The sequence below is a fragment of the Bradyrhizobium sp. RT6a genome (genome assembly GCF_040547675.1).
In the GTDB taxonomy this organism is placed as follows: domain Bacteria; phylum Pseudomonadota; class Alphaproteobacteria; order Rhizobiales; family Xanthobacteraceae; genus Bradyrhizobium.
This window is the reverse complement of sequence record NZ_JBEPQC010000003.1, coordinates 150,431-170,112: the sequence shown is the minus strand read 5'-3', so window position 1 is coordinate 170,112 and position 19,682 is coordinate 150,431. Positions and strand designations below refer to the sequence as shown.

Below are 19,682 nucleotides of genomic sequence, written 5' to 3'. Positions count from 1 at the left end.
CCAAGGAAAGGCGGAACGTTTGTACGTCCGTAAACCGGCCTGCAACGGCGCACGGCCTCGTCACTGCCGTGGAGATCTTTACATATGTTAGTGCGTAGCTTCACGCAGTTGGTGAGCGTGGTGTGCGCGTCCTGCGCGTTGCTGTCATCCGCCTCGGCACAGACCGATCTGGCCAGCCGCATGAAGGATCCAGGCCAATGGCCGATGGCGGCGCGCGACTACGCCAACACCAGATATAGCGACCTTGATCAGATCAACACGTCCAACGCTTCGCGTCTCCAGCTTGCATGGACGTTCTCGGTGGGCGCCGATCGAGGCCAGGAGGCGGCGCCGCTCGTGGTGGACGGCACCATGTATGTGGTCGGCCCCTATGCAGGACCCTACCCCAATCGTGTCTTCGCGCTTGATGCCACGACAGGCGAATTGAAATGGTCCTACGCGCCGAAGCCGGAGCCCGCGGCCGCGGGCGTTGCCTGCTGCGACGTCGTCAATCGCGGACTGGCCTTCGACAATGGCAAGGTTTTCCTCAACACGCTCGATAACCACACCGTCGCGATCGACGCCAAGTCCGGCAAAGAGCTTTGGCACACGAAGCTCGGCGAGATCAACAAGGGCGAAACCATCACGATGGCTCCCATCGTGGTGAAAGGCAAAATTCTCGTCGGCAACAGCGGCGGCGAACTGGGCGTGCGCGGCTGGGTCACCGCACTCGACGAGACCACCGGCGCCATCGCCTGGCGCGCTTATTCAACAGGGCCCGATAAGGACGTGCTGATCGGCGACGATTTCAAGCCGTTCTACGACAATCTCAAAGGCCAGGATCTCGGCGTGAAGAGCTGGCCCGCCGACCGCTGGCAGGTCGGTGGCGGCACGGTTTGGGGCTGGATCTCTTACGATCCCGATCTGAACCTGATCTATTACGGCACGGCCAATCCAAGTCCCTGGAACGCGAACCAGCGCAGCGGTGATAATCTCTGGAGCGCGTCGATCTTCGCGCGAAATCCAGACACAGGCCAGGCGAAATGGGCCTACCAGGTCAACCCGCACGATCTGTTCGATCACGACGAGATCAATGAGAACGTGCTCGTCGACCTCGAACTGAATGGACAGCCGCGCAAGGTGCTGATCCACCCCGGCCGCAACGGCTACATGTACGTGATGGATCGCGCCACCGGTGAAGTGATTTCGGCGGACGCGTATGATTTCGTTAACAGCTACAAGGGCGTCGATCTGAAGACAGGCAAGATCATCCCGAACGAGGAGAAGACTCCGCTTGTCGGGAAGACAGTCGAGAACATCTGCCCGAGCGCGCCCGGCGCCAAGGATTGGCAGCCGAGCGCGTGGTCACCGCGCACAAAACTTCTCTACGTTCCGCATCAGCATCTCTGCATGAGCTTCAAGGCTTCTCAAGTCGGCTACATCGCCGGGACGCCCTATGTCGGCGCAGACGTCGACATGTATGCCGGCCCCGGCGGCTATCGCGGCGAGTTCATGGCGTGGGATCCGATCGCGCGCAAGAAGGTCTGGGAGATTCACGAGAAGCTGCCGGTCTGGAGCGGCGCGCTGGTGACGGCTGGCGACGTCGCGTTCTACGGCACCATGGATAGGCTCTTCAAAGTGGTGGATGCCAAGGATGGACGCGTGCTCTGGCAATTCCGCGCTGGATCCGGGTTCATCGGCCAGCCGATCTCCTATCGCGGCTCCGACGGACAGCAATACATCGCGATCCTGTCGGGCGTCGGCGGCTGGCCGGGGGTGGTCGCCAATGCCGAGGTCGATCCGCGGGTGCGCAACGGCGCCCTTGGCTTTACCGGCGCGACGCAGGATTTGCCGTTCTACACCGCCGGTGGGAGCGAGCTGCTGGTCTTCAAACTCGGCGGCGCAAATGGTGAGGACACCAGCCATGCGCCCTCTAAATAGGCGTCCCCGCATATCGTTTGGCATTCTCTTCGCGCTCGCGACAACGGCAGCGGCAGCGTCGGAGGGTGAGCTTCGCGTCTGTGCCGATCCGAACAACCTGCCATTCTCGAACAGTGCCGAAGCAGGATTCGAAAACAGGCTCGCGGCCATGGTGGCCGAGCATTTCGGCCAGCAGGTCTCCTACATCTGGTGGGCGCAGCGCCGCGGCTTCATCCGCAACACGCTGAAAGCCGGCAGATGCGACGTCGTCATGGGCGTGCCGTCCGGCTATGAACTCGTCGAGACGACCAAGCCCTATTATCGATCGAGCTACGTGTTCGTCACGCGGCAGGACCAGCACCTCGAGCTTTCGTCCCTGCTCGACCCGCGCTTGCATCACCTCGTGATCGGCGTGCATCTGATCGGTGACGACGGCAACAATCCGCCGCCTGCGCAGGCGCTCGGCGACCAAGGCATCGTCGACAACGTCCGCGGCTACTCCATCTACGGTGACTATCGCCAGGCCGATCCGCCGGCACGCCTGATCGAGGCGGTCGAAAGCGGCAAGATCGATGTCGCCGCAGCCTGGGGTCCGCTCGGCGGATATTTCGCCCAGCGCTCTCCCGTCCCCCTGACGGTCACGCCGATCCGGGATTACGAACGCTTTCCATCCCAGCAATTCCAGTTCGCCATCGCGATGGGCGTGCGCAAAGGCGACGACGCCTTGCGCGACCGACTTAATGCATTCATCGACGAGCATCGGTCCGAGATCAGCTCGCTGCTGCGAAGTTACGGCGTTCCGCTGGTGGACCAATCCGTTACGGTATCGGGAGGACATGAGTGATGTCTGCTCCAGTACTGCGCGCGAGCGCCCTGTCGTTGCTGCTGGCGACCGTGCCGAACGGCGCGGCAATCGCCCAGCAGACCCTGCCGCAATCCCAGGAGGCGCAGATGCCGACGCTGTCCCCGCGCCCGAATTTCGGTGGCAGCGTTGGCAATGGCAAACCCGGCGTCTTCATGCAGGTTCCGGTCAGCCACCTCCATCCCGGCGCGCAGCCGGACCCGCCGCAAATCAAGAATCCCGTGCAAGGCGATCCCAACGCGCAGCAGCGCGGGATGACCTACTACGTCAACCTCAACTGCGTCGGCTGCCACGCGCCCAATGGCGGTGGCGGGATGGGGCCGGCGCTGAGCAACAACATCTTTATTTACGGCTCGCAGCCCGAGAACATCTTTCTCTCGATCTACCAGGGGCGGCCCAACGGGATGCCGGCCTGGGGCGGCGTGCTGCCCGACAGCGTGATGTGGGATCTCGTCACCTATATCGGCAAGATCAGCAACGAGCCTAGCCACCAATGGGGCCGCACCTTTTCGGCGAGTCTGCCGTCGCCCGAGGTCGAGCAGGTCCCGAGCGAGCAGGTCTCCACGACCGATCCCTGGTCTGCCACCAAGTCTTTCAATTTCGGCCAGAAGCCCTGATCGGCCGAGCGGAGCAGCGATGGTGAATCCGATCACGAGATTGCTAATCACTGCACTCCTGGCTACCGCTACCGCCGCCTGCGAGGCTGCGGGCCCGGACAACTTCGTCGGCGACGCGCGTCGTGGCGCCGACCTCGTCAAGCAGTACCAGTGCGGCGGCTGTCACGATATTCCCGGTATTGCCGGTGCAGACGGTAACGTCGGCCCACCCTTGCATCGCATCGGCACGCGGACCTACATCGCCGGCTACATCCACAATTCGCCGGACAACATGGCTGACTGGATCGAGGATCCACAGAGGGCGTTGCCGGGCAATGCCATGCCGCGAATGGGCATCCCGCAGAAGGACGCTCGGGACATCGCGGCGTTTCTCTACACGCTGAAGTGACCATCATGACACCGACACACCGTTCAACGAATTGGTTCCGTGACGAGCCATTGCTGGCCGTCACCGTCGTGGTCGTCGCTATCATGGGACTGGGCCTCCTCGCCGGCGGCGCCTGGCTCGTGGCCCTCGGTGGCTCCATCTACTATCTGATCGCGGGCATCATGCTTCTGCTCACGAGCTGGCTGCTCGCGTGCCGTCGTGCCGAGGCGCTCTGGATTTATGCCGCGCTCCTGGCCGGAACGATGGCATGGGCGATCTGGGAAGCCGGATTCGATTTCTGGTCGCTCGCCCCGCGGGGCGACGTATTGGCACCACTCGGCGTCTGGCTGCTGTTGCCCTTCATTGCGCGTCGACTGGCACCGAGCATGCGGACCGCACGTTGGGCGCTCGGCCTCGTGCTGATCGTAGCCGTCGTCGTGCTCGGCGTTTCCCTGACGAGGGACCGGCATGATATCGCCGGCACGATACCGGAGATCGAAACGACAGGCGCTGTTGCCTCGTCCGAGCCGACCCCGACCGACGCCGGCCAGAACTGGACGGCCTACGGCGGCAGCGGCTTCGGCACCCGCTTCTCGTCGCTGAGCCAGATCACCAAGGACAACGTCAAGGACCTCAAGCTCGCCTGGGAATTCCGCACCGGCGACCACAAGGGCCCTGATGATCCCGACGAGATCACCAACCAGGCAACGCCGCTCAAGGTGGGTGATCTGCTCTACACTTGCTCGCCGCACCAGATCGTGTTCGCGCTTGAAGCTGCGACCGGAAAACTGCGCTGGAAGTTCGATCCGCAGGTCCAGCACAACAAGGCGTTCCAGCACATGACCTGCCGCGGCGTGTCCTATCACGCGACCAGGCCCGGCGCGGTCACTGCCAACGGCGCGCCGGCCCTGAACGATTGTGCGGGACGCATCTTCGTCCCAACCAACGACGGGCGGATGTTCGCGCTCGATGCCCAGAGCGGTGTGCCTTGCCAGAGTTTTGGCAACCAGGGACAGATCGATCTCAAGCAAGGCAGCGAGATCCAGACACTCGGCTTCTACGAGGGCACTTCGCCGCCCGTGGTCACGGACAAGGTGCTGATCGTCGGCGGAGCGGTGATCGACAACTATTCCGATCGCGTCCCGTCGGGCGTGATCCGCGGCTTCGATATCTATTCGGGACGGTTGATCTGGGCGTTCGATGCCGGCAATTCCGATCCGAACGAAATGCCCTCCGCCTCGCATCATTTCACGGCCGGCTCACCCAATTCGTGGAGCATTTCGGCGGTCGACGAGAAGCTCGGACTCGTCTACGTGCCGCTCGGCTCGAGTTCTCCGGATATCTGGGGCGGCGGCCGTTCGCGCGAAAACGAGCGCTACGATTCGGCATTGATTGCGCTCGATGTCTCGACCGGAAAACTGCGTTGGTCGTTCCAGAACGTACACCACGATCTCTGGGACATGGATATGCCGTCGCAGCCCAGTCTGGTCGATTTGCGCTCCAACGGCGGCGTCACGCCTGCGATCTACATCCCGGCAAAGACCGGCGACATCTTCGTGCTCGACCGCCGCGACGGACGTCAGTTGGTGCCCGCACCGGAGAAGCCGGTGCCTCAGGGCGCCGCGAAGGGAGACCGGCTGTCGCCAACCCAACCTTTTTCGGAATTGAGTTTCCGCCCCTCCGGCATGCTGACGGACGCGCAGATGTGGGGCAGCACGATGTTCGACCAGCTCGCCTGCCGGATCAAGTTCAAGCGCCTGCGCTATGAGGGGCCGTTCACTCCGCCGTCTGAACAAGGCACGCTGGTGTTTCCCGGAGACTTCGGCATGTTCGAATGGGGCGGCATTGCCGTCGATCCGCAGCGCCAGATCGCGATCGCAAACCCTCAATCGATTCCCTTCGTCTCGCGCCTGGTGCCGCGCGGGAAGGACAATCCGGCCGCGCCGAATGCGGCGCATCCGCCGGGAACCGAGCTCGGCGTGCAGCCGATGTACGGCGCGCCCTACGGCGTCGACCTCGGCATTTTTCTCTCGCCGCTCGGCATCCCCTGCCTTGCCCCGCCATGGGGCAATATCGCAGCGATCGATCTCAAAACGCACAAGGTGGTCTGGCAGCATCGCATCGGCACGATCCGCGATCAGGCCCCGCTGCCGCTGCCATTCAAGCTCGGCGTTCCCATGCTGGGCGGTCCGATCGTCACCGCGGGCGGCATTATCTTCATCACGGGAACGATGGACGACTACATCCGCGCGTTTGACGTTCGCGATGGCCGACAGCTTTGGCAGGACCGCCTTCCTGCCGGCGGCCAGTCGACGCCGATGACCTATGAGGCCGGCGGCAAGCAATACGTTGTAACGGTCGACGGCGGCCACGGCTCGTTCGGAACTAAACTCGGCGATTACGTGCGGGCCTACGCGCTGCCGTGATCTGCCTCGGCAGGACTTGCTTGTACTTGCCCACGCCTTGTCCCGGTCTGCCGGCGCGACGCGCAACTGCTGAAGCCAGGAGAGCCACGCCCGCAGCTAGTCCCAGCGCCGCGAGCCCCTGACTGATGACCCCGGCAGGTGGGAGTTGCTTGCGCGACAGCCAACCGCCGTCGATCGACGTGCCCTGCGGACCAGCTTCGATCATGGTGCCCTCGCTGCTCTTTGCGGGGTGCGCGCGCGACAGCAGGTAGCGGAAGGCAGCTCCCACGATGTTCTCGGTGATCTGCGGAGCCATCGCATAGGCAATCTGGCCGGCACGAGCCGGCCAGCCCACGGCGACCTCGTCTCGGGGTGCGCGAACGAGGCTCACGAACGTCTCGGCAACGTCCTCCGACTGATACAGCAGCGGACCGGGATCGAGCGTTCGGCCGGACATATTGGCGCCGTGGACGAAGCCCGGCGTGTCGACCATGGCCGGGAAGACGCCGCAGACATGAATGTTGCGGTGAGCCCTGAGCTCCTGACGCAGGCTCGCGGTGAAGCCCCGCAGGCCGAACTTGCTGGCCGTATAGGCCGCAGCAAAGGGCGTCGGCGCCCAGCCGCCGAGCGAGATGTTGTTGATCAGAATACCGCGGTTCTGGCGCAGGAAGATCGGGAGCACCGCGAAAGCGCCATGCATCGTGCCGAGGAGATTGACCTCGATCGTTCGGCGATGAAGCGCGATATCCGCATCCTGGTAGGCCCCGAAAACGCCCGTGCCGGCGTTGTTGATCCAGACGTCGATGCCACCGAACGCGTCGTCGGCCTCTCGGGCCAGTCGCTGCACCGCCTCGGCATCGGTGACATCGGTCGCGATCGCCAACGCGCGGCCTCCGAGCGCCTGGCATTCTGCGGCGAGGCTCGTCAGGACTTCAGCACGGCGTGCCGCCAGGACCACGCTTGCGCCCTTGCCGGCGAAGGCCAGCGCCGCAGCACGCCCGATTCCGCTGGAAGCGCCGGTTATGACGACGCGCGTGCCAGTCATTTGCCGCGGCTCAGATCCGGAGCCGCTCGCCGGAAGCAGCCAGTGCAGGGATCGCCGGAGGCGCTCGACCCCATGCGTTTCGAACCAGTCGCCATGCGCGAAGATCACCCGCTCCGGAGATAGCCGTACGAGCCGCTCCGCTGCGGATCGCGCGGAACGGCCGCCGAGGCGCAGCAGAAGCCGCAGATAGACCGGGGCCGTGCCGTTCGGCTTGGAAATGCCCAGGAGGTTCGCCGCCGCCTCGTTTGGCGCGCTGAGATCATTGGGATCGAGATTTTGCACGAGATCCGTCAGGATCAGTGTCCGGCTGCGCTTGTCGAACAGCTCGATCTCGGAGAACATCGGAGCGTTCACCGAGACGGCTTCGAGGTCGGCCCTCCATTCCTCAGGCGTCGTGTCTCCGAGCTCGCGGTCGATGCGGATGCGTGCTGCTCGAACTTGCCTGCGCGCCGAAAGGCCCCGCGCCGCGAAAATCGTCACCTGTGGCAGCTCCCTCTGCCAGTCGGGCAGGAACATCCAGTGCGCGATATTCGGCGCGAGCAAGTACCTTATCGTCCCAAGCCGCTCCAGCTCACCGCGGAGGGCCGGCGAATATCTCACCGGCGAATGCAGCACAAGATCGCCGTTTGACAGCCGAATGACGGTCATGCGCACCGGGAGTTTCAGACCGGCGGCGCTGATCGGGGCGTCGTCCACGACCCAGATATCGTCCGTCACGCGCGACAGACGGGCGGTCGACAAGGTGGCGTCGGAACTTTGCATGAGCGTCTTCCATCACAAGGCGTTTGCTCAAGCTTCGGGAGCGACGCTCGTTCCTCGCTAGGACGCCCGAGCCTGCTTGCGGGCGTTGCGTCGGCGGCGGCGCGCCGCGAGTCGTCCTCGGCCCCTCTCCGCCGGAATGTGCCGCGAGATCGCCGGGGCAAGCTCCGGCTCTGACTGGCGTTCCTCGGCCGCAACAGGGGCTTGGTCCGGACGAGCTTCCATCAGATCGAGCACGGAGCGGCCCTTGTCCGTGATGCGCCACCCGCCATTTGTCCGGTCGATCAGCCCTTGCGAAAAGATGTCCAGGCCAGGCACCCGCGCGCCCAGCCGCCGGGTACGCTCCGTCCAGTCGCGACCGCTGGTCGCCAGAATGGCCATATCCCGCTTGAGATCCTCCATTGCGGCGAACCCATCCGGGTAGCTCACCAGGATCTTGAGGACCGTCACGTGGAAATTCACCCCCGCCCCCACATGACCATCGTCACATCGTCGGGATTTCAGAGAGGGCATTGCGGGCCGCCTGTTTGAGGCGATCCGCACAGATGTCACCCCTGCTTGCAGTCTCCAGAAGCTTCGATGCGACGCGGGTCCGGGCGCCAATCTCACAGCGTGGAACACCTTCACACACCTCGTCGAGAACGGTGCGCAACAACGCCTTGGTCGCGGTATCGATCATGGAAAGCCCCAGCGGAAAGGTTCACGGTAGGGCAACCGCTCCGGCCTGTGATTCAACATTGTTAATGATCTGAAAATTTGCTGGCTTGGCCACCCCGTCGCCTTTGGCGGGGTCTCCGGCTGCTGGGCGATCCACGAGCGGTATGGCGCCATCAGCAGCAGCTTGGTCAGTTGGAGAGGGAAACGCTTGGTGGATGCGATCGCAAAAGCACATGACGATGCTTCCATTCTCGGACCCCGGTCGACAGCCTTGGATGCCGAACGAAAGCGGCCATCTCCAAGAGCCGCAGAACGAACCACTTTCCCAAAAGGAATCACGTGGCAAATGATAGAGCGACCTTTCCAACAGTGGACATGAGTTCTCGTTCTCGCGGCGCATTTCGCCCGAGCTTTGCCTGGTCACTCCACCCTCAAAGCCAAGAGGGCACAGGGAAGGCCGGGTGCCGGCTGGCACCCGCGGTCCGCTGCGCGAAAATGTAGCGCAAGGAAACCGCACAGCAGCATACAGGTGTAGCCAATCACTCGGCCTTCCCTGCGCGATGGTTGGACGGCTTATGCCGTGCTCTCCCGGGAGCCGAGTTCCTGCTGGCCTCCCTCGCCCCAACGAAATTCACCGGCATCGCGCCGGTTGACGCGGATGCCGCATTCGCCAGGGCTTGACCGTAGCAACGACGGCCAGGACCACACGTCTATATTTTGGCACTCGGTGAAACACGCCGAAACTAACAAAAGACTTTGAAACAAGAGCTTTTCGACTACCCTGATGCAGGCTGTTTCAGCGGGCTTCACCAACTTAAGGGCCCGGCCCTAAGTCTTTCAGCGTCCGCACGACAAACTGAAAGCCTTCAAGCCGAGCCCTTTGGTCCCAAGCCTTAGGAGCCGAAACCACATGGATAGTAGCATCGCCCCCTCCCCCGTCGGCAAGCGCGGCCGCAACAGCAGCGTCATCCTGACCGACCGCCTGTGCGAGAAGCGGGTTGCCAAGCGTACCAAGTTCTACGACCGCAAATGCGCCGGCCTCTATGTCAGTATCACTGCGGTTGGCGCAGCAACCTTCTCGTTCAAGTTCACCGACAGGCAGACCGGGAAGCAGCGCACCGGCTGGCTCGGCGTCTACAATGCGGAGACCTTCACGGTCGAGGACGCGCGCAGCAGGGTCTATGGCCTCAAGGCAAGGGGTGGCGAGGCTCTCGCCCAGACCTTCCGGGACCAGAAGGCCAACAAGGCAAAGCGCGGCAAGACCGTCGCCGAGATCATCGAGGAGCGGATCGACTGGATGAAGAAGCCAGTCCGCAAGCCGGACGGCGAGATGCGGCCCCGGCTGGAGGCTTGGGAAAATACGGCGACCCACCTGCGCCGCTTCCTCGGTGCCCGGCTTGGTAAAACACTCGCGGGCGATGTCACAAAGCATGACATCGCGACGCTATCGAACGACATCGTCGCGGGGAAGTTTGGCAGGCCCTCGGTCAGCAACGCGCGCCACATGCGCAAGGCAGCGTCGGGCCTGTTCAACTGGGCGGCGGAGGCAGGCCGCGACTATGTGACGGCCAGCCCTTGCATCAACCTGCCCAAGCTCGATCCCGAGCATCCGCGCACTCGGGTTCTCTCCGAGGACGAGATCAGGACTTTCTGGCATGGCCTCGACCGCAATGATCTGCCCTATGACCGCCGCACCCGCCTCGCGCTCAAGTTCGAGCTGGTGACCATGCTGAGATCACGCGAAGTGCTCGGTGCGCATCGCGACGAGTTGTTTGACATCAAAGGCAAATATCCGCGTTTTGACGTACCTCTCAAGCGGGTCAAGAAGCGGCGGGTGATCCAGCAGCCGTTGTCGGATCTGGCTCTTGAGATCATCAAGGAGGCGCTGACCTCGGATGATCAGCAGTTCGTATTCGAGAGCCCGATATACAAGGGCCAGCCGATCCACCGCAAAGCGATGGCCGACGCGTTGCGCGGCACGAAACACGAAACGAACAAGAACAAGACCAAGACCACCGGTCTCTGCGAGTTGCTCGGACTCAAGCGGTTCACGCCGCACGACCTGCGCCGGACAGCGGCAACATTGGCCGGCGATCTTGGCTTTGACGATGCTGCCATCGCCAAATGCCTTGACCACGCCGTGACAAAGAAGGGCGAGACCATCGTGCCGACCGTCACGGGCAAGGTCTACAACCACTCCCAACGGATGAAGGAAAAGCGGGCGGTGCTGGACGGAATCGCGACCGAGCTGCGGCGGATCGTCGGCGAGCCTGTCGCCGAGGGCCTGGAGCATGGAGGGCCACGGCTCGTCGCCTGACTGCGCCACCGACCAACTCTGAGCCCATCACAGGTCTCGGGCCAGGCCATCCCCCTGCGTAGGGAAGGTTTAGGCCTAAAAAACTTAAGTATATCAAGGCAATGGCGATCATGTGTCTACATTTGTGTGCGATCCGGCGACGGCCGGCTGCGAGACAATATATGAATGTTCAGAAGCCCTGTGGGTAGCAGTGGAGGCCCGCTCGCGCTCCGGTCAGCGGATGACTAATACCAAGACCATGATCTCGATCAAAAGTATGATCAGTTGTTCTGAGCATCACAAGCGACCGGGGGAATTTTCAAGGTGAGGTCGTGGGGCAACTGTACAACTTCTACTTTCTCGTCATTTTCTCAATTGGCGCCGCCATTGTCTTTCTAGCGAGCGAATTTGGATGGCGACTGGGAATACGGACCGAGGGTCACGGCGCGAGCGCCAACATCTCTGCGCTGGAGCAATCGCTTTTGGGATTGCTAGCTTTGATTATTGGGTTCACTTTTCTGATGGCGCTCACGCGTTTCGAAGCTCGGCGCGAAGCGGTTCTCGTTGAAGCGAACGCGATTGGCACGACGGCTCTGCGCGCACGCCTCCTGCCAGCACCTCATCGGGCCGAATCACTGAAGCTCCTTCGGGAATATGCCCAGATACGGATCGTTCCGGCCGGCAAGCCTTTTGCGGAACTTCCGACACTTGTTGATCGTTCGAACACGATCCAAGAAGCGCTATGGCAGCAGGTAATAGCTCTTTCTGCCAAAGATAATAGTATGGTGCCAACAGGGTTATTTATTCAAGCGCTTAACGAGATGATCGACGACCAAGGAAAGCGTCTTGCGGCGTTGCAAAACTTCATTCCGCACATTGTCTTACTAATGCTTTCCGGCATGGCTGCTGTTGCGTGCGGCTTTGCGGGCTATGCAAGCGGGCTTGACCCGCTCCGGACTCGAACTCCTGTTCTCATTACGGCTGCTCTAGTCTGTAGCGTAATATTCGTAATACTCGATCTGGACCGCCCAAATGTCGGCTTCATTACGATAAGTCAGCAACCATTGATCGACACATTAGCAAGCCTTTCAACCTTTAACGACTAGCGTTGGTGCCGAGATGCGCGCTCAATTCCACGTCAAAGCAGAGCATAGCGTGATGGAGGCCGGGCAACAGCGCTGCAACGGTTGAGCGTGCCTGCCCAGTTCGCATGCGAGCGAATGCAAGCTATGGGCCTGTTTGAACGCGCGGCGACGCATCACAGGCGGCAGAACGGCAGTCATTTCGCAGACTTCCAGCCCGGGGACTGCGATTCGACGGGGGGCGTGGAATGCCAAGCCGCTAGGGGTTGCCGCGGATAGTGTGCTGGCCACAATTGCAAGCGGCCTCTGCGCCTCGTTCGGAAGTCATGGCTGTTGCTCGCCGTCGGTCGCGAACGAACCAGCGTCAAAGTTGCGAGTCGATAGGTAGGAGCTTACATAGGTTGGCGGCCAAACGTCTTCGAAAGCCAGCGTCGGGCTCGTCCCGATAGCTCACCTTTTGACCGTCCCTCTCCGTCTCCCACACCAATTCCCCTTTCGGATCGAGGAGGACGCGGTAGCAATTTTCGGGAGCCACACCGGTCCCCATGTAGTCAGTCAGCCTTTTAGTCAGCTCTGCACTCTCGATGTAGAGGCCCGCTTCGGTGTTGATCACGGCAGAGCGCGGATCGAGATTGAAGCTACCGATGAACACGGCTTCACCGTCGAAGGCCATGGCCTTGGCATGCAATGCCGCTCGTGACCGCCCGGAAACGAGCGACCAACCAGACCGAAAAGCGTCAGTGTCCGGGCGCAGTTCGTATAGCTCCATACCATCCCCGAGCAGCCGCCGTCGGGTCTTGGCATAACCTGAGTGGGCCGGAAGCATGTCGTTCGAAGCGAGTGAGTTTGTCAGTACGCGCACACGAACATTCCGCTGCTGCAGCCCCTTAACGGTCGCCTGCGCTCCGGCCGGCAGGACGAAGTACGGCGATTCGACCAAAAGTTCCTTTTTCAGATGTGCGATCCGTTCCCGGATGAAAGCAATGACATTATCACTCTCCCTGCCGGGGGCGATGCTTTCCGGATCGTCGGCGACAATATAGCCGTTAGCCCATACGAGATTGTCGCGAAGCTCGCCGCTCTGGGTCGCCAACTGGTCGAGGTCATGGTCGACTGGATAAGGATAGTTGGCCGCCGCAATCGCCTCACGCAATCGAAACATGACGACATCGAGATCGTCTGCGCCATGCTCGCTATCGACGATGGCTGAGATCGGCACGGTTGAGCAGCTGTTCCAGTACTGGTCGAAAACCCTCGAGAGATCTGGGACGACAGGCCCAACTGCCAACACGTCCAGATCGCGATAATTAGCAATGGTGTTCACCCCATAATAGATGTCACCGATGTTGCGGCCACCGACAATTGCGGCCGCGTTGTCAGCAACCATCAACTTGTTATGCATGCGTCGATTGACCCGGCCGAAATCAAAAATGAAATCGAGAATTGACCAGCGCCGGTTAGTGAGCGGGTTGAACAGACGGATCTCAACATTGGGGTGAGCGTCGAGGCACGCTTTGACGGAATCGCTGTCCTTGTAGAAGGGATCGTCGACGAGGAGGCGCACCCTGACGCCGCGATCGGCAGCCTTCATCACGTGGTCGACGACGATCCGACCGGTCGTATCGCCATCCCACATGTAGTACTGCATGTCGAGGCTACGCTCGGCCAAGTCGGCCAACGCCAGACGAACGATGAAAGCCTCGCGCCCGCCGCTCAAGAGGCTGAAGCCGGAAAGGCCAGGATGCTGATCGGCCGCCGACCCGAAGAATTGGCCCAGCCTCGTCGACGCAGGGTCGCTAAATGCTGTCGATGGCTTTCGGGGAAAGCCTGTCCGATCGGTGCTACCGGGGGTGAGAACTTCAGCAAGCCAAATTATAAGTGTGCGTGGGAGTCCGTGACGAGCGAGTGCCCGAGGCTCGACAGACTCCACAGCACTGCCGGCTCGCTGTGTGTCGGCGTCCGTCCGGCGGACGCCTGCGTCGTGGTAGGCAGTTTCGCGGCACATGGCGCTCTCCAACCTCCACGGTCAATAACGCAAACGACATAATAGCAATCCGTCAAGTGCAAGCTAGCGACCTTGCGACTATTGGGGTGTCCATATCATCGGTCGCTGCCCTTACCGTCCAAGGCTACTCGCCTTGCAGGCGGTCACCTCCTCCGGGATGGAGGCTAATTGCTGTGAGAAGCGTTGAGATAGATCAATGGCATCACGGCGGATGGACTTGAGTAAGGGATAAATACCTTTTGGCAGGGAGGATTGGCGATGGCGTCGAAAAGCAAGCAGAAGAATCGCGAGGTAATCGAGGCTCCAGACGCGTCGTTCGGCAAGAACGGCAAGATCCCCCGCAAGCATTTCGAGGAGGAGCTCGCGAAGCTTCAAGTCGAGCTAACCCGGCTGCAGACTTGGGTCAAAGACCAGGGGGCCCGGGTCATTGTTGTTTTCGAGGGCCGGGACACGGCGGGTAAAGGCGGCGTGATCAGCCGGATCACCGCTCGTACAAGTCCGCGGGTTTTCCGCCACGTAGCCCTGCCCGCCCCCTCCGACCGCGAGAAGACCCAAGTCTACATCCAACGCTACATTGCGCAATTTCCAGCGGCGGGCGAGATCATCCTCTTCGACCGCTCGTGGTACAATCGGGCCGGGGTCGAGCGAGTAATGGGTTTTTGCACTGACGAGCAGTACGAGCGCTTCATGAAGATGGTGCCCATGGTCGAGCAGGAGATGGTCGTCAACAATGGAATCACCCTGCTCAAGTATTTCCTCGATGTCAGCCAGGAGGAGCAGCGGCGCCGGTTTGAGGCCAGGATCAACGACCCGATGAAGCACTGGAAGCTGAGCCCGATGGACACTGAATCGGTGCGGCGCTGGTGGGACTACACCGCGGCCTACCAGCGCATGATCGAGTCCACCCACACACCATGGGCGCCTTGGCACATCGTCCCCGCCGACGACAAGCGGCGCGCACGTCTAAACTTGATCCGGCACCTGCTCGACAGCATTCCTTATAGGAAGGTCGATGTCGCCCTACCCAAGATCCCCAACGCGCAGCAGCGTCCCAAGAATGCTGCGGAGGGTCTACGCGCCGGCCAACCGATTGCCAGCCACTACTGATTTGGACCGTGTTATGCCGGCGTTGCGTACGAGCGGAAGGCGCCGCCGTTGCTGTCCAGCCAAACTCAAAGCACCTGACGAAATTGGAGATTCGCGGGAAGACGGTTTTCCACGTTGCTCGGATCGCCGCATTGACTTCCGTCGCACCCGTTCGCGATCTTCTATCTTTGATTTAGGTCAATGACCTGCGCCCGAGCCAAAAGACTGCTCGGAGGAGTTGCCGTTAGCCTGTCAACACCTTGGTGATCGCCACGGCCAGTTCGGCGCAAACCTTGGAGAGCTACGCATGAGCCAGCCTGCCATTACGGCCTCCTCGCTGACTAAGCTTGTACGGCGGGCCATCAATTGGTGGCTTGCACAGGTTAGGCATGCACTTCCTCCGACGATTTTTTTCCTCGTCGGCTTCAACCTAATCCTATGGACCAAACACCTGATACTGCAGGAGCACGGCATCGAGTTCAGCGGCTTCTTCATAGCGTTAGTAGCAGCGCTGCTAATCGGAAAGGCCGTCTTGGTAACTGACAATCTGCCCTTTATGCGCCGATTCGACGGTGCTCCATTGATCCAGCCCATCTTATTCAAGAGCGCGATCTATTGGTTTTGCGTGCTGATCGTGCGGCTGGCCGAGGAACTCGTCCACTTCGTCGCTGCAGGAGGCGCGGTCGCCGACTTCGGTGACCATTTCGCGGATCAGTTCCCGTTGGCCCGTTTCCTATCAATACAGTTATGGCTGATGGTCCTATTCCTTGCTTACGTCACGACACACGAGCTTAACCAACTCTTCGGTGACGGCGAACTGTTTCGTCTGTTCTTCCGCTGGCGCTCGTCCGAGGCCAAACTTACCCGCCGTCAGCGCATTCGCCTGTTGACGCGCATCAACCGGCTCACTGAAACCAATCCAATCGAGGCGTTCAGTGATCGAACATCGCCCGTTCACGCGGAGCTAGTCACCATACTCCGCGAGCTTGCTTCTCCGCCTGTCCATTCGGCGACACACGCGTGACTGCCGGCGCGGGCACGATCCAAATTCTTCGAGTCAAACACGGAGTATAACTTTTCTGCGGCAAGCATTTGTCGAACCGGTTAAGTCGTCTTAGCGCGAACAGCAAGCACGATGGTGAGAATGATTATGACAGCGAAGGTCCTCGGCGAGATGAACCATGCTGGCAGATCGGATCGAATCGCTAGGTCAACATCTGGTCGGCGTAAGCCAGCATGGGATTTCCTCGGAAGGAATCAATGCTCTCGGGAGATGCGGGAGTATGGTCCCGGCGGTAACGATCAGTCCGGCATTGTATTTGGCCCGCGCAAAATCTCGCGCTTCTGCTTCGGTTACAAACATCTTTGTCAGGCGCGGATGCCGGCGTCTTAGCAGTGTGCCATCAGCGGGCACTTCATAGGTGACGTACCAAGTATGTTTCATCTGCTATGCCGCCCAGGATGCCCCAAACTTTCGCGCGAATGACCCTAACCCGATGATGCAAGGGCACCCATTCAGTGCGTCCAAATCGGCCCTCGGCTTTCATTCCGAGACGATAAGATCGCTGAGCGACGATTTGCATTCGCACCTCGCTCGTGCATCGGGCGACGCAGGGTGGCGAGCGGAGGCTCACCAAATAGTTCGCGATACGCAACTGCGAAGCGACCCAGCTCGAAAAAACCGTACGCGGTCGCGATCTGCGTAACAGTCGCGGAACCTGGTAGCGCCGCCAGCAATGCACGGTGAGTGAGATGCATTCTCCGCAGGGTCAGGTAACGGATCGGTCCCATCCCTAGATCGTCCTCGCAGGCGCTCCTTAACGTTCGCTCGGCGGCCCCGACGGCCATGCAAACTTGATCGAGGTACAATGGGCTGTTTGGGTGTGCCTCGATGAAGGCTTCGAACCGGTCCATGACAACCTTCTGACGCAGCCCCCTCTCCTTTATCTTCGACGAGCTGCAATCAACGATACACGCAAGGAAGGCGTGCGTCACTGTATGCTCGACCGAACGGACGAGTTCAGGAATTTCTAGAAGCTCAGGGGTGGTCGCGGCGAAGGCTCCCACCAATGCATGCAATTCCAAAAAGCGCTTCAGCAGCTCTGGATCAGGCCGAAGGAAGCCATTGCATTGCTCTGGGCGGAACTCGACGCCCATGACCGATTCACACGCCGCGGCAAGCTCGTCAACCTTGAGCGAAATGCCACCAAGACGATAATTTCCAGTCGTCACGACATGCTGCATGTCGCTGTCATTGGCGCACACTTCACCGAACGAAAACAGCCTGCCGCGGTTGTAGACCTCTGGTTGATCTTCGGTGAGGAAGGTGAATACCTTGCGATCAGGCTTAATCGTTCCTCTGTGAATGCGCGGCAGAGTTTCCTCGAAGCGCTGCATCCACAGTTGGGCGAACGTTACTTGCGTCAGCTGAGCACCGAATTTGCCTTTAACCGTGGGAAATATCTCAATGTCAGCCGAGCGGACGTTTGCCGCGTACTGAAAGGGATCGACGAAACCGAGTACTTTGCTCCGCGACACTTTGGGCCCACTAAATCAATGCGTACACGCTCAGGGTGCAATGACAATAATCCTAACCGAGCGATACGGCTACGCTATGCGAAAACGGCAAAGAAATTTCTGTGAGATGCGCCGAAGTCGCATAGGCCGTGTGACAAGCCTGTGACAGCTTCTCAGCGCGCGCACAAAAGAAGCATTCGGAGCGCCCCGTTCTGAATTGGTTCAAATCAGACAGATTGGCGGAGGGGACCGGTGTGTGAAAAACCGCTGACCGCGGCTCAGTGCGATGAAGTTGAGAACGCGATGCGTGAGGACGCGGCCGCGCTGCCGCCGGGATCGCCGATGAAGGAGAAACTGTTGCAGATGGCGAATGACTACCGCCTTTTGGCAGACCTCAAAAAATCAGTACTGCGACAAGTGCAATGATCAGATCGGGACGTGGGCGGTTGGCTTCCTTCTAAAAACGTTTATCGGTAAGCCTTTCGCACATGCGTGCTCATCAGAGCCGAACGAACTGGCAAAAACCAAAATCACGGTGAACCGAGTCTAGTCCAACATGCCACAGTGAACGAAGCTCAAATGAATTGCGCTGTTACGCAGGAGCCACGCTAATGCAGCGCGCTCCGTTGCTCGCAAGCGGTTGCAAACTGGTTCGACCTAGGTAGCTCTATTCTGAATGGCCGTTGGTAGAGTCCGGGATTTGTTTTTCTTACAATACGCAACGACCGCACTGGAATTCCGCTGCAGGCGGTCGTAATCCAATACACTGTTGCTTGCCGCTGCGTTGTAATAGCCACTCATGAAGTATCTTACGAAATCTTGATCTGCTGGACCGTATGCCAGCCAAGTTCCGCAGGTGATCTTGTTAAAATCCAGCGTAGCAGTAGGCACAGCAGTTACGCCTATCGATTTTTCCAGCCCTACCATCACACTGGCATTTGGGTTGGATTGGCACCACCCTCTTACGCTTGTGACATTTGCCCGATGCAGGTCAAAATCTACAAACGTCCTCCGACTTTCATAACTAAACCAACCGGTCATCCAAGCCGAAAACTTGCTTGACGGGGCAGCCGACATGGCAAGATATTCGCCACAGGTGATGCTGCGAATATCGGCCGTCGTGGCGCGCGCCTCACTGGCGAAAGCTGAGGAGACTACGACCAGCGCAAGCAGAAGCAATCTGCACCTCATTATGATGACCTCCCGAGCAACGATTGGCTATTAGATCAAGCAACAGCATGATCACACATTCCGTGACCACAACTGTATTCGGGCGTCGTGGCGACTGCCTAGTTGATCTAGATCAACGCCGGCGAAGCAATGTCCCTGCCAACCATTCCGGCTCGAGCAAAGTATGTCCTCGCGAAGGAAGGATGGCGAGCACTGGCGCAAGAGACCGCGAAGGCGCTTACGCCTGCCGCGATTCGGGCGTAAAGTACTCACTCAAGAGTCGATCGATCACCAATTGGGTCTCAACTTCGGTTCGGAATCCTGCGAGCATCGAAATAGAACCTCGCCGCGGTTCTTGCGCCAGCGACGTCTCGCGGTCCTCGGTCGTGATTGACGGGTCCGGGAAGTGCCGTCGGATCGAGGCATGACAAGACATGATCTCCCCCTCTTACAAGTGAACTGCTCCGGAGCAAGCTGCAGCAGGGCAGAGGGACTCGCAATTGCACCGAAGGGCATTGTCCTTGAGTACACTATGAATAGCACTTGAGCCGGCCTGCAAACCCGAGCGCCAATGACGTCACCCTTCTTCGCTCCACACGCAGGCAAGCACTGCGCTCGTCGAAAGTAATCAACGGCAATTAGGGTTTTGCGCTGCGACTCCGCCTGTGTGGAGACCTGGACCGGAACTGTCGTGGTGTCAGTCCGGTCCATCGCTTGAACGCGTGTCTGAGTGAACTCAGCTCGCGATAGCCAAGCAGCCAAGCAACTTCGGATACGGGAAGCTGCTCCTGTTGTCCTCTAGGTCAATACGCAAATTTGCCTGTCGTGATTAGAATTGTAGAGTACCGACCCCAACGGTACTCAATGCCCCCCGGCCTCAGTCTTCCAGACTGAGGCCGTCTCATTTTCGGCGCG

At 60.3% G+C, this 19,682-nt stretch carries 16 protein-coding genes and 1 pseudogene; 10 read left to right on the top strand and 7 right to left on the bottom strand.

Going from position 1 to position 19,682, the window contains the following annotated elements:
- Positions 1–84 precede the first annotated feature (84 nt).
- Genes ABIC03_RS18755 through ABIC03_RS18735 form a run of 5 tightly spaced genes read left to right on the top strand, consistent with a single transcriptional unit; the run spans position 85 to position 6,171 of the window.
- Entirely contained in the window at positions 85–1,920 is a 1,836-nt protein-coding gene (locus ABIC03_RS18755) for a methanol/ethanol family PQQ-dependent dehydrogenase (RefSeq protein WP_275169469.1), read from the top strand.
- Positions 1,904–2,743 (top strand): substrate-binding domain-containing protein, encoded by an 840-nt coding sequence (locus ABIC03_RS18750; RefSeq protein ID WP_354059972.1) that lies wholly within the window; start codon positions 1,904–1,906, stop codon positions 2,741–2,743. The genes ABIC03_RS18755 and ABIC03_RS18750 overlap by 17 nt, the downstream gene beginning before the upstream one ends.
- The gene (locus ABIC03_RS18745) at positions 2,743–3,378 is read left to right on the top strand and encodes a c-type cytochrome (protein WP_354059970.1); all 636 of its coding nucleotides are present in this window, start codon (positions 2,743–2,745) and stop codon (positions 3,376–3,378) included. Before ABIC03_RS18750 ends, ABIC03_RS18745 begins: the two co-directional genes overlap by 1 nt.
- 19 nt (positions 3,379–3,397) lie before the next feature.
- The gene (locus ABIC03_RS18740; RefSeq protein WP_354059968.1) at positions 3,398–3,766 is read left to right on the top strand and encodes a c-type cytochrome; all 369 of its coding nucleotides are present in this window, start codon (positions 3,398–3,400) and stop codon (positions 3,764–3,766) included.
- Between the two features lie 5 nt (positions 3,767–3,771).
- Positions 3,772–6,171, top strand: a complete 2,400-nt coding sequence (locus tag ABIC03_RS18735; protein WP_354059966.1) for a glucose/quinate/shikimate family membrane-bound PQQ-dependent dehydrogenase — start codon at positions 3,772–3,774, stop codon at positions 6,169–6,171.
- Here the strand turns inward: ABIC03_RS18735 and ABIC03_RS18730 are convergent.
- Genes ABIC03_RS18730 through ABIC03_RS18720 form a run of 3 tightly spaced genes read right to left on the bottom strand, consistent with a single transcriptional unit; the run spans position 6,131 to position 8,633 of the window.
- Entirely contained in the window at positions 6,131–7,957 is a 1,827-nt protein-coding gene (locus ABIC03_RS18730) for an SDR family oxidoreductase (protein WP_354059964.1), read from the bottom strand. The two genes, ABIC03_RS18735 and ABIC03_RS18730, sit on opposite strands and share 41 nt — an antisense overlap.
- A 57-nt stretch (positions 7,958–8,014) precedes the next feature.
- On the bottom strand, positions 8,015–8,416 hold the full coding sequence (locus ABIC03_RS18725) for a hypothetical protein (protein WP_354059962.1): 402 nt from the start codon (positions 8,414–8,416) through the stop codon (positions 8,015–8,017).
- 22 nt (positions 8,417–8,438) lie between these two features.
- A complete protein-coding gene (locus ABIC03_RS18720; protein WP_275169475.1) occupies positions 8,439–8,633 on the bottom strand; it encodes a hypothetical protein in 195 nt (64 codons plus the stop codon).
- Between the two features lie 858 nt (positions 8,634–9,491).
- On the opposite strand from ABIC03_RS18720, the gene ABIC03_RS18715 reads away from it, so the two are divergent.
- On the top strand, positions 9,492–10,928 hold the full coding sequence (locus ABIC03_RS18715) for a tyrosine-type recombinase/integrase (protein WP_354059959.1): 1,437 nt from the start codon (positions 9,492–9,494) through the stop codon (positions 10,926–10,928).
- A gap of 311 nt (positions 10,929–11,239) precedes the next feature.
- The gene (locus tag ABIC03_RS18710) at positions 11,240–12,013 is read left to right on the top strand and encodes a bestrophin-like domain (RefSeq protein ID WP_354059957.1); all 774 of its coding nucleotides are present in this window, start codon (positions 11,240–11,242) and stop codon (positions 12,011–12,013) included.
- Positions 12,014–12,353: 340 nt separating this feature from the next.
- Here the strand turns inward: ABIC03_RS18710 and ABIC03_RS18705 are convergent, their stop codons facing one another.
- The gene (locus ABIC03_RS18705) at positions 12,354–13,706 is read right to left on the bottom strand and encodes a phospholipase D family protein (protein ID WP_354059955.1); all 1,353 of its coding nucleotides are present in this window, start codon (positions 13,704–13,706) and stop codon (positions 12,354–12,356) included.
- Positions 13,707–14,252: 546 nt separating this feature from the next.
- Between ABIC03_RS18705 and ppk2 the strand changes: the two genes are divergently transcribed.
- Entirely contained in the window at positions 14,253–15,101 is an 849-nt protein-coding gene (gene ppk2, locus ABIC03_RS18700; protein WP_354059953.1) for a polyphosphate kinase 2, read from the top strand.
- Positions 15,102–15,387: 286 nt separating this feature from the next.
- Positions 15,388–16,104 (top strand): hypothetical protein, encoded by a 717-nt coding sequence (locus ABIC03_RS18695; RefSeq protein ID WP_354059951.1) that lies wholly within the window; start codon positions 15,388–15,390, stop codon positions 16,102–16,104.
- 491 nt (positions 16,105–16,595) lie between these two features.
- Here the strand turns inward: ABIC03_RS18695 and ABIC03_RS18690 are convergent, their stop codons facing one another.
- Entirely contained in the window at positions 16,596–17,618 is a 1,023-nt protein-coding gene (locus tag ABIC03_RS18690) for an AraC family transcriptional regulator (protein WP_354059949.1), read from the bottom strand.
- A gap of 231 nt (positions 17,619–17,849) precedes the next feature.
- Here ABIC03_RS18690 and ABIC03_RS18685 point away from each other — a divergent pair, with 231 nt between their 5' ends.
- Positions 17,850–18,023: a hypothetical protein gene (locus tag ABIC03_RS18685; RefSeq protein ID WP_354059947.1), complete on the top strand. Its 174-nt coding sequence runs from the start codon at positions 17,850–17,852 to the stop codon at positions 18,021–18,023.
- Positions 18,024–18,254: 231 nt separating this feature from the next.
- Here the strand turns inward: ABIC03_RS18685 and ABIC03_RS18680 are convergent, their stop codons facing one another.
- Positions 18,255–18,776: an HdeA/HdeB family chaperone gene (locus ABIC03_RS18680; RefSeq protein ID WP_354059945.1), complete on the bottom strand. Its 522-nt coding sequence runs from the start codon at positions 18,774–18,776 to the stop codon at positions 18,255–18,257.
- Positions 18,777–19,405: 629 nt separating this feature from the next.
- Positions 19,406–19,546 (bottom strand): annotated as a pseudogene (locus ABIC03_RS18675) (helix-turn-helix domain-containing protein); the annotation flags it as partial.
- Positions 19,547–19,682 lie beyond the last annotated feature (136 nt).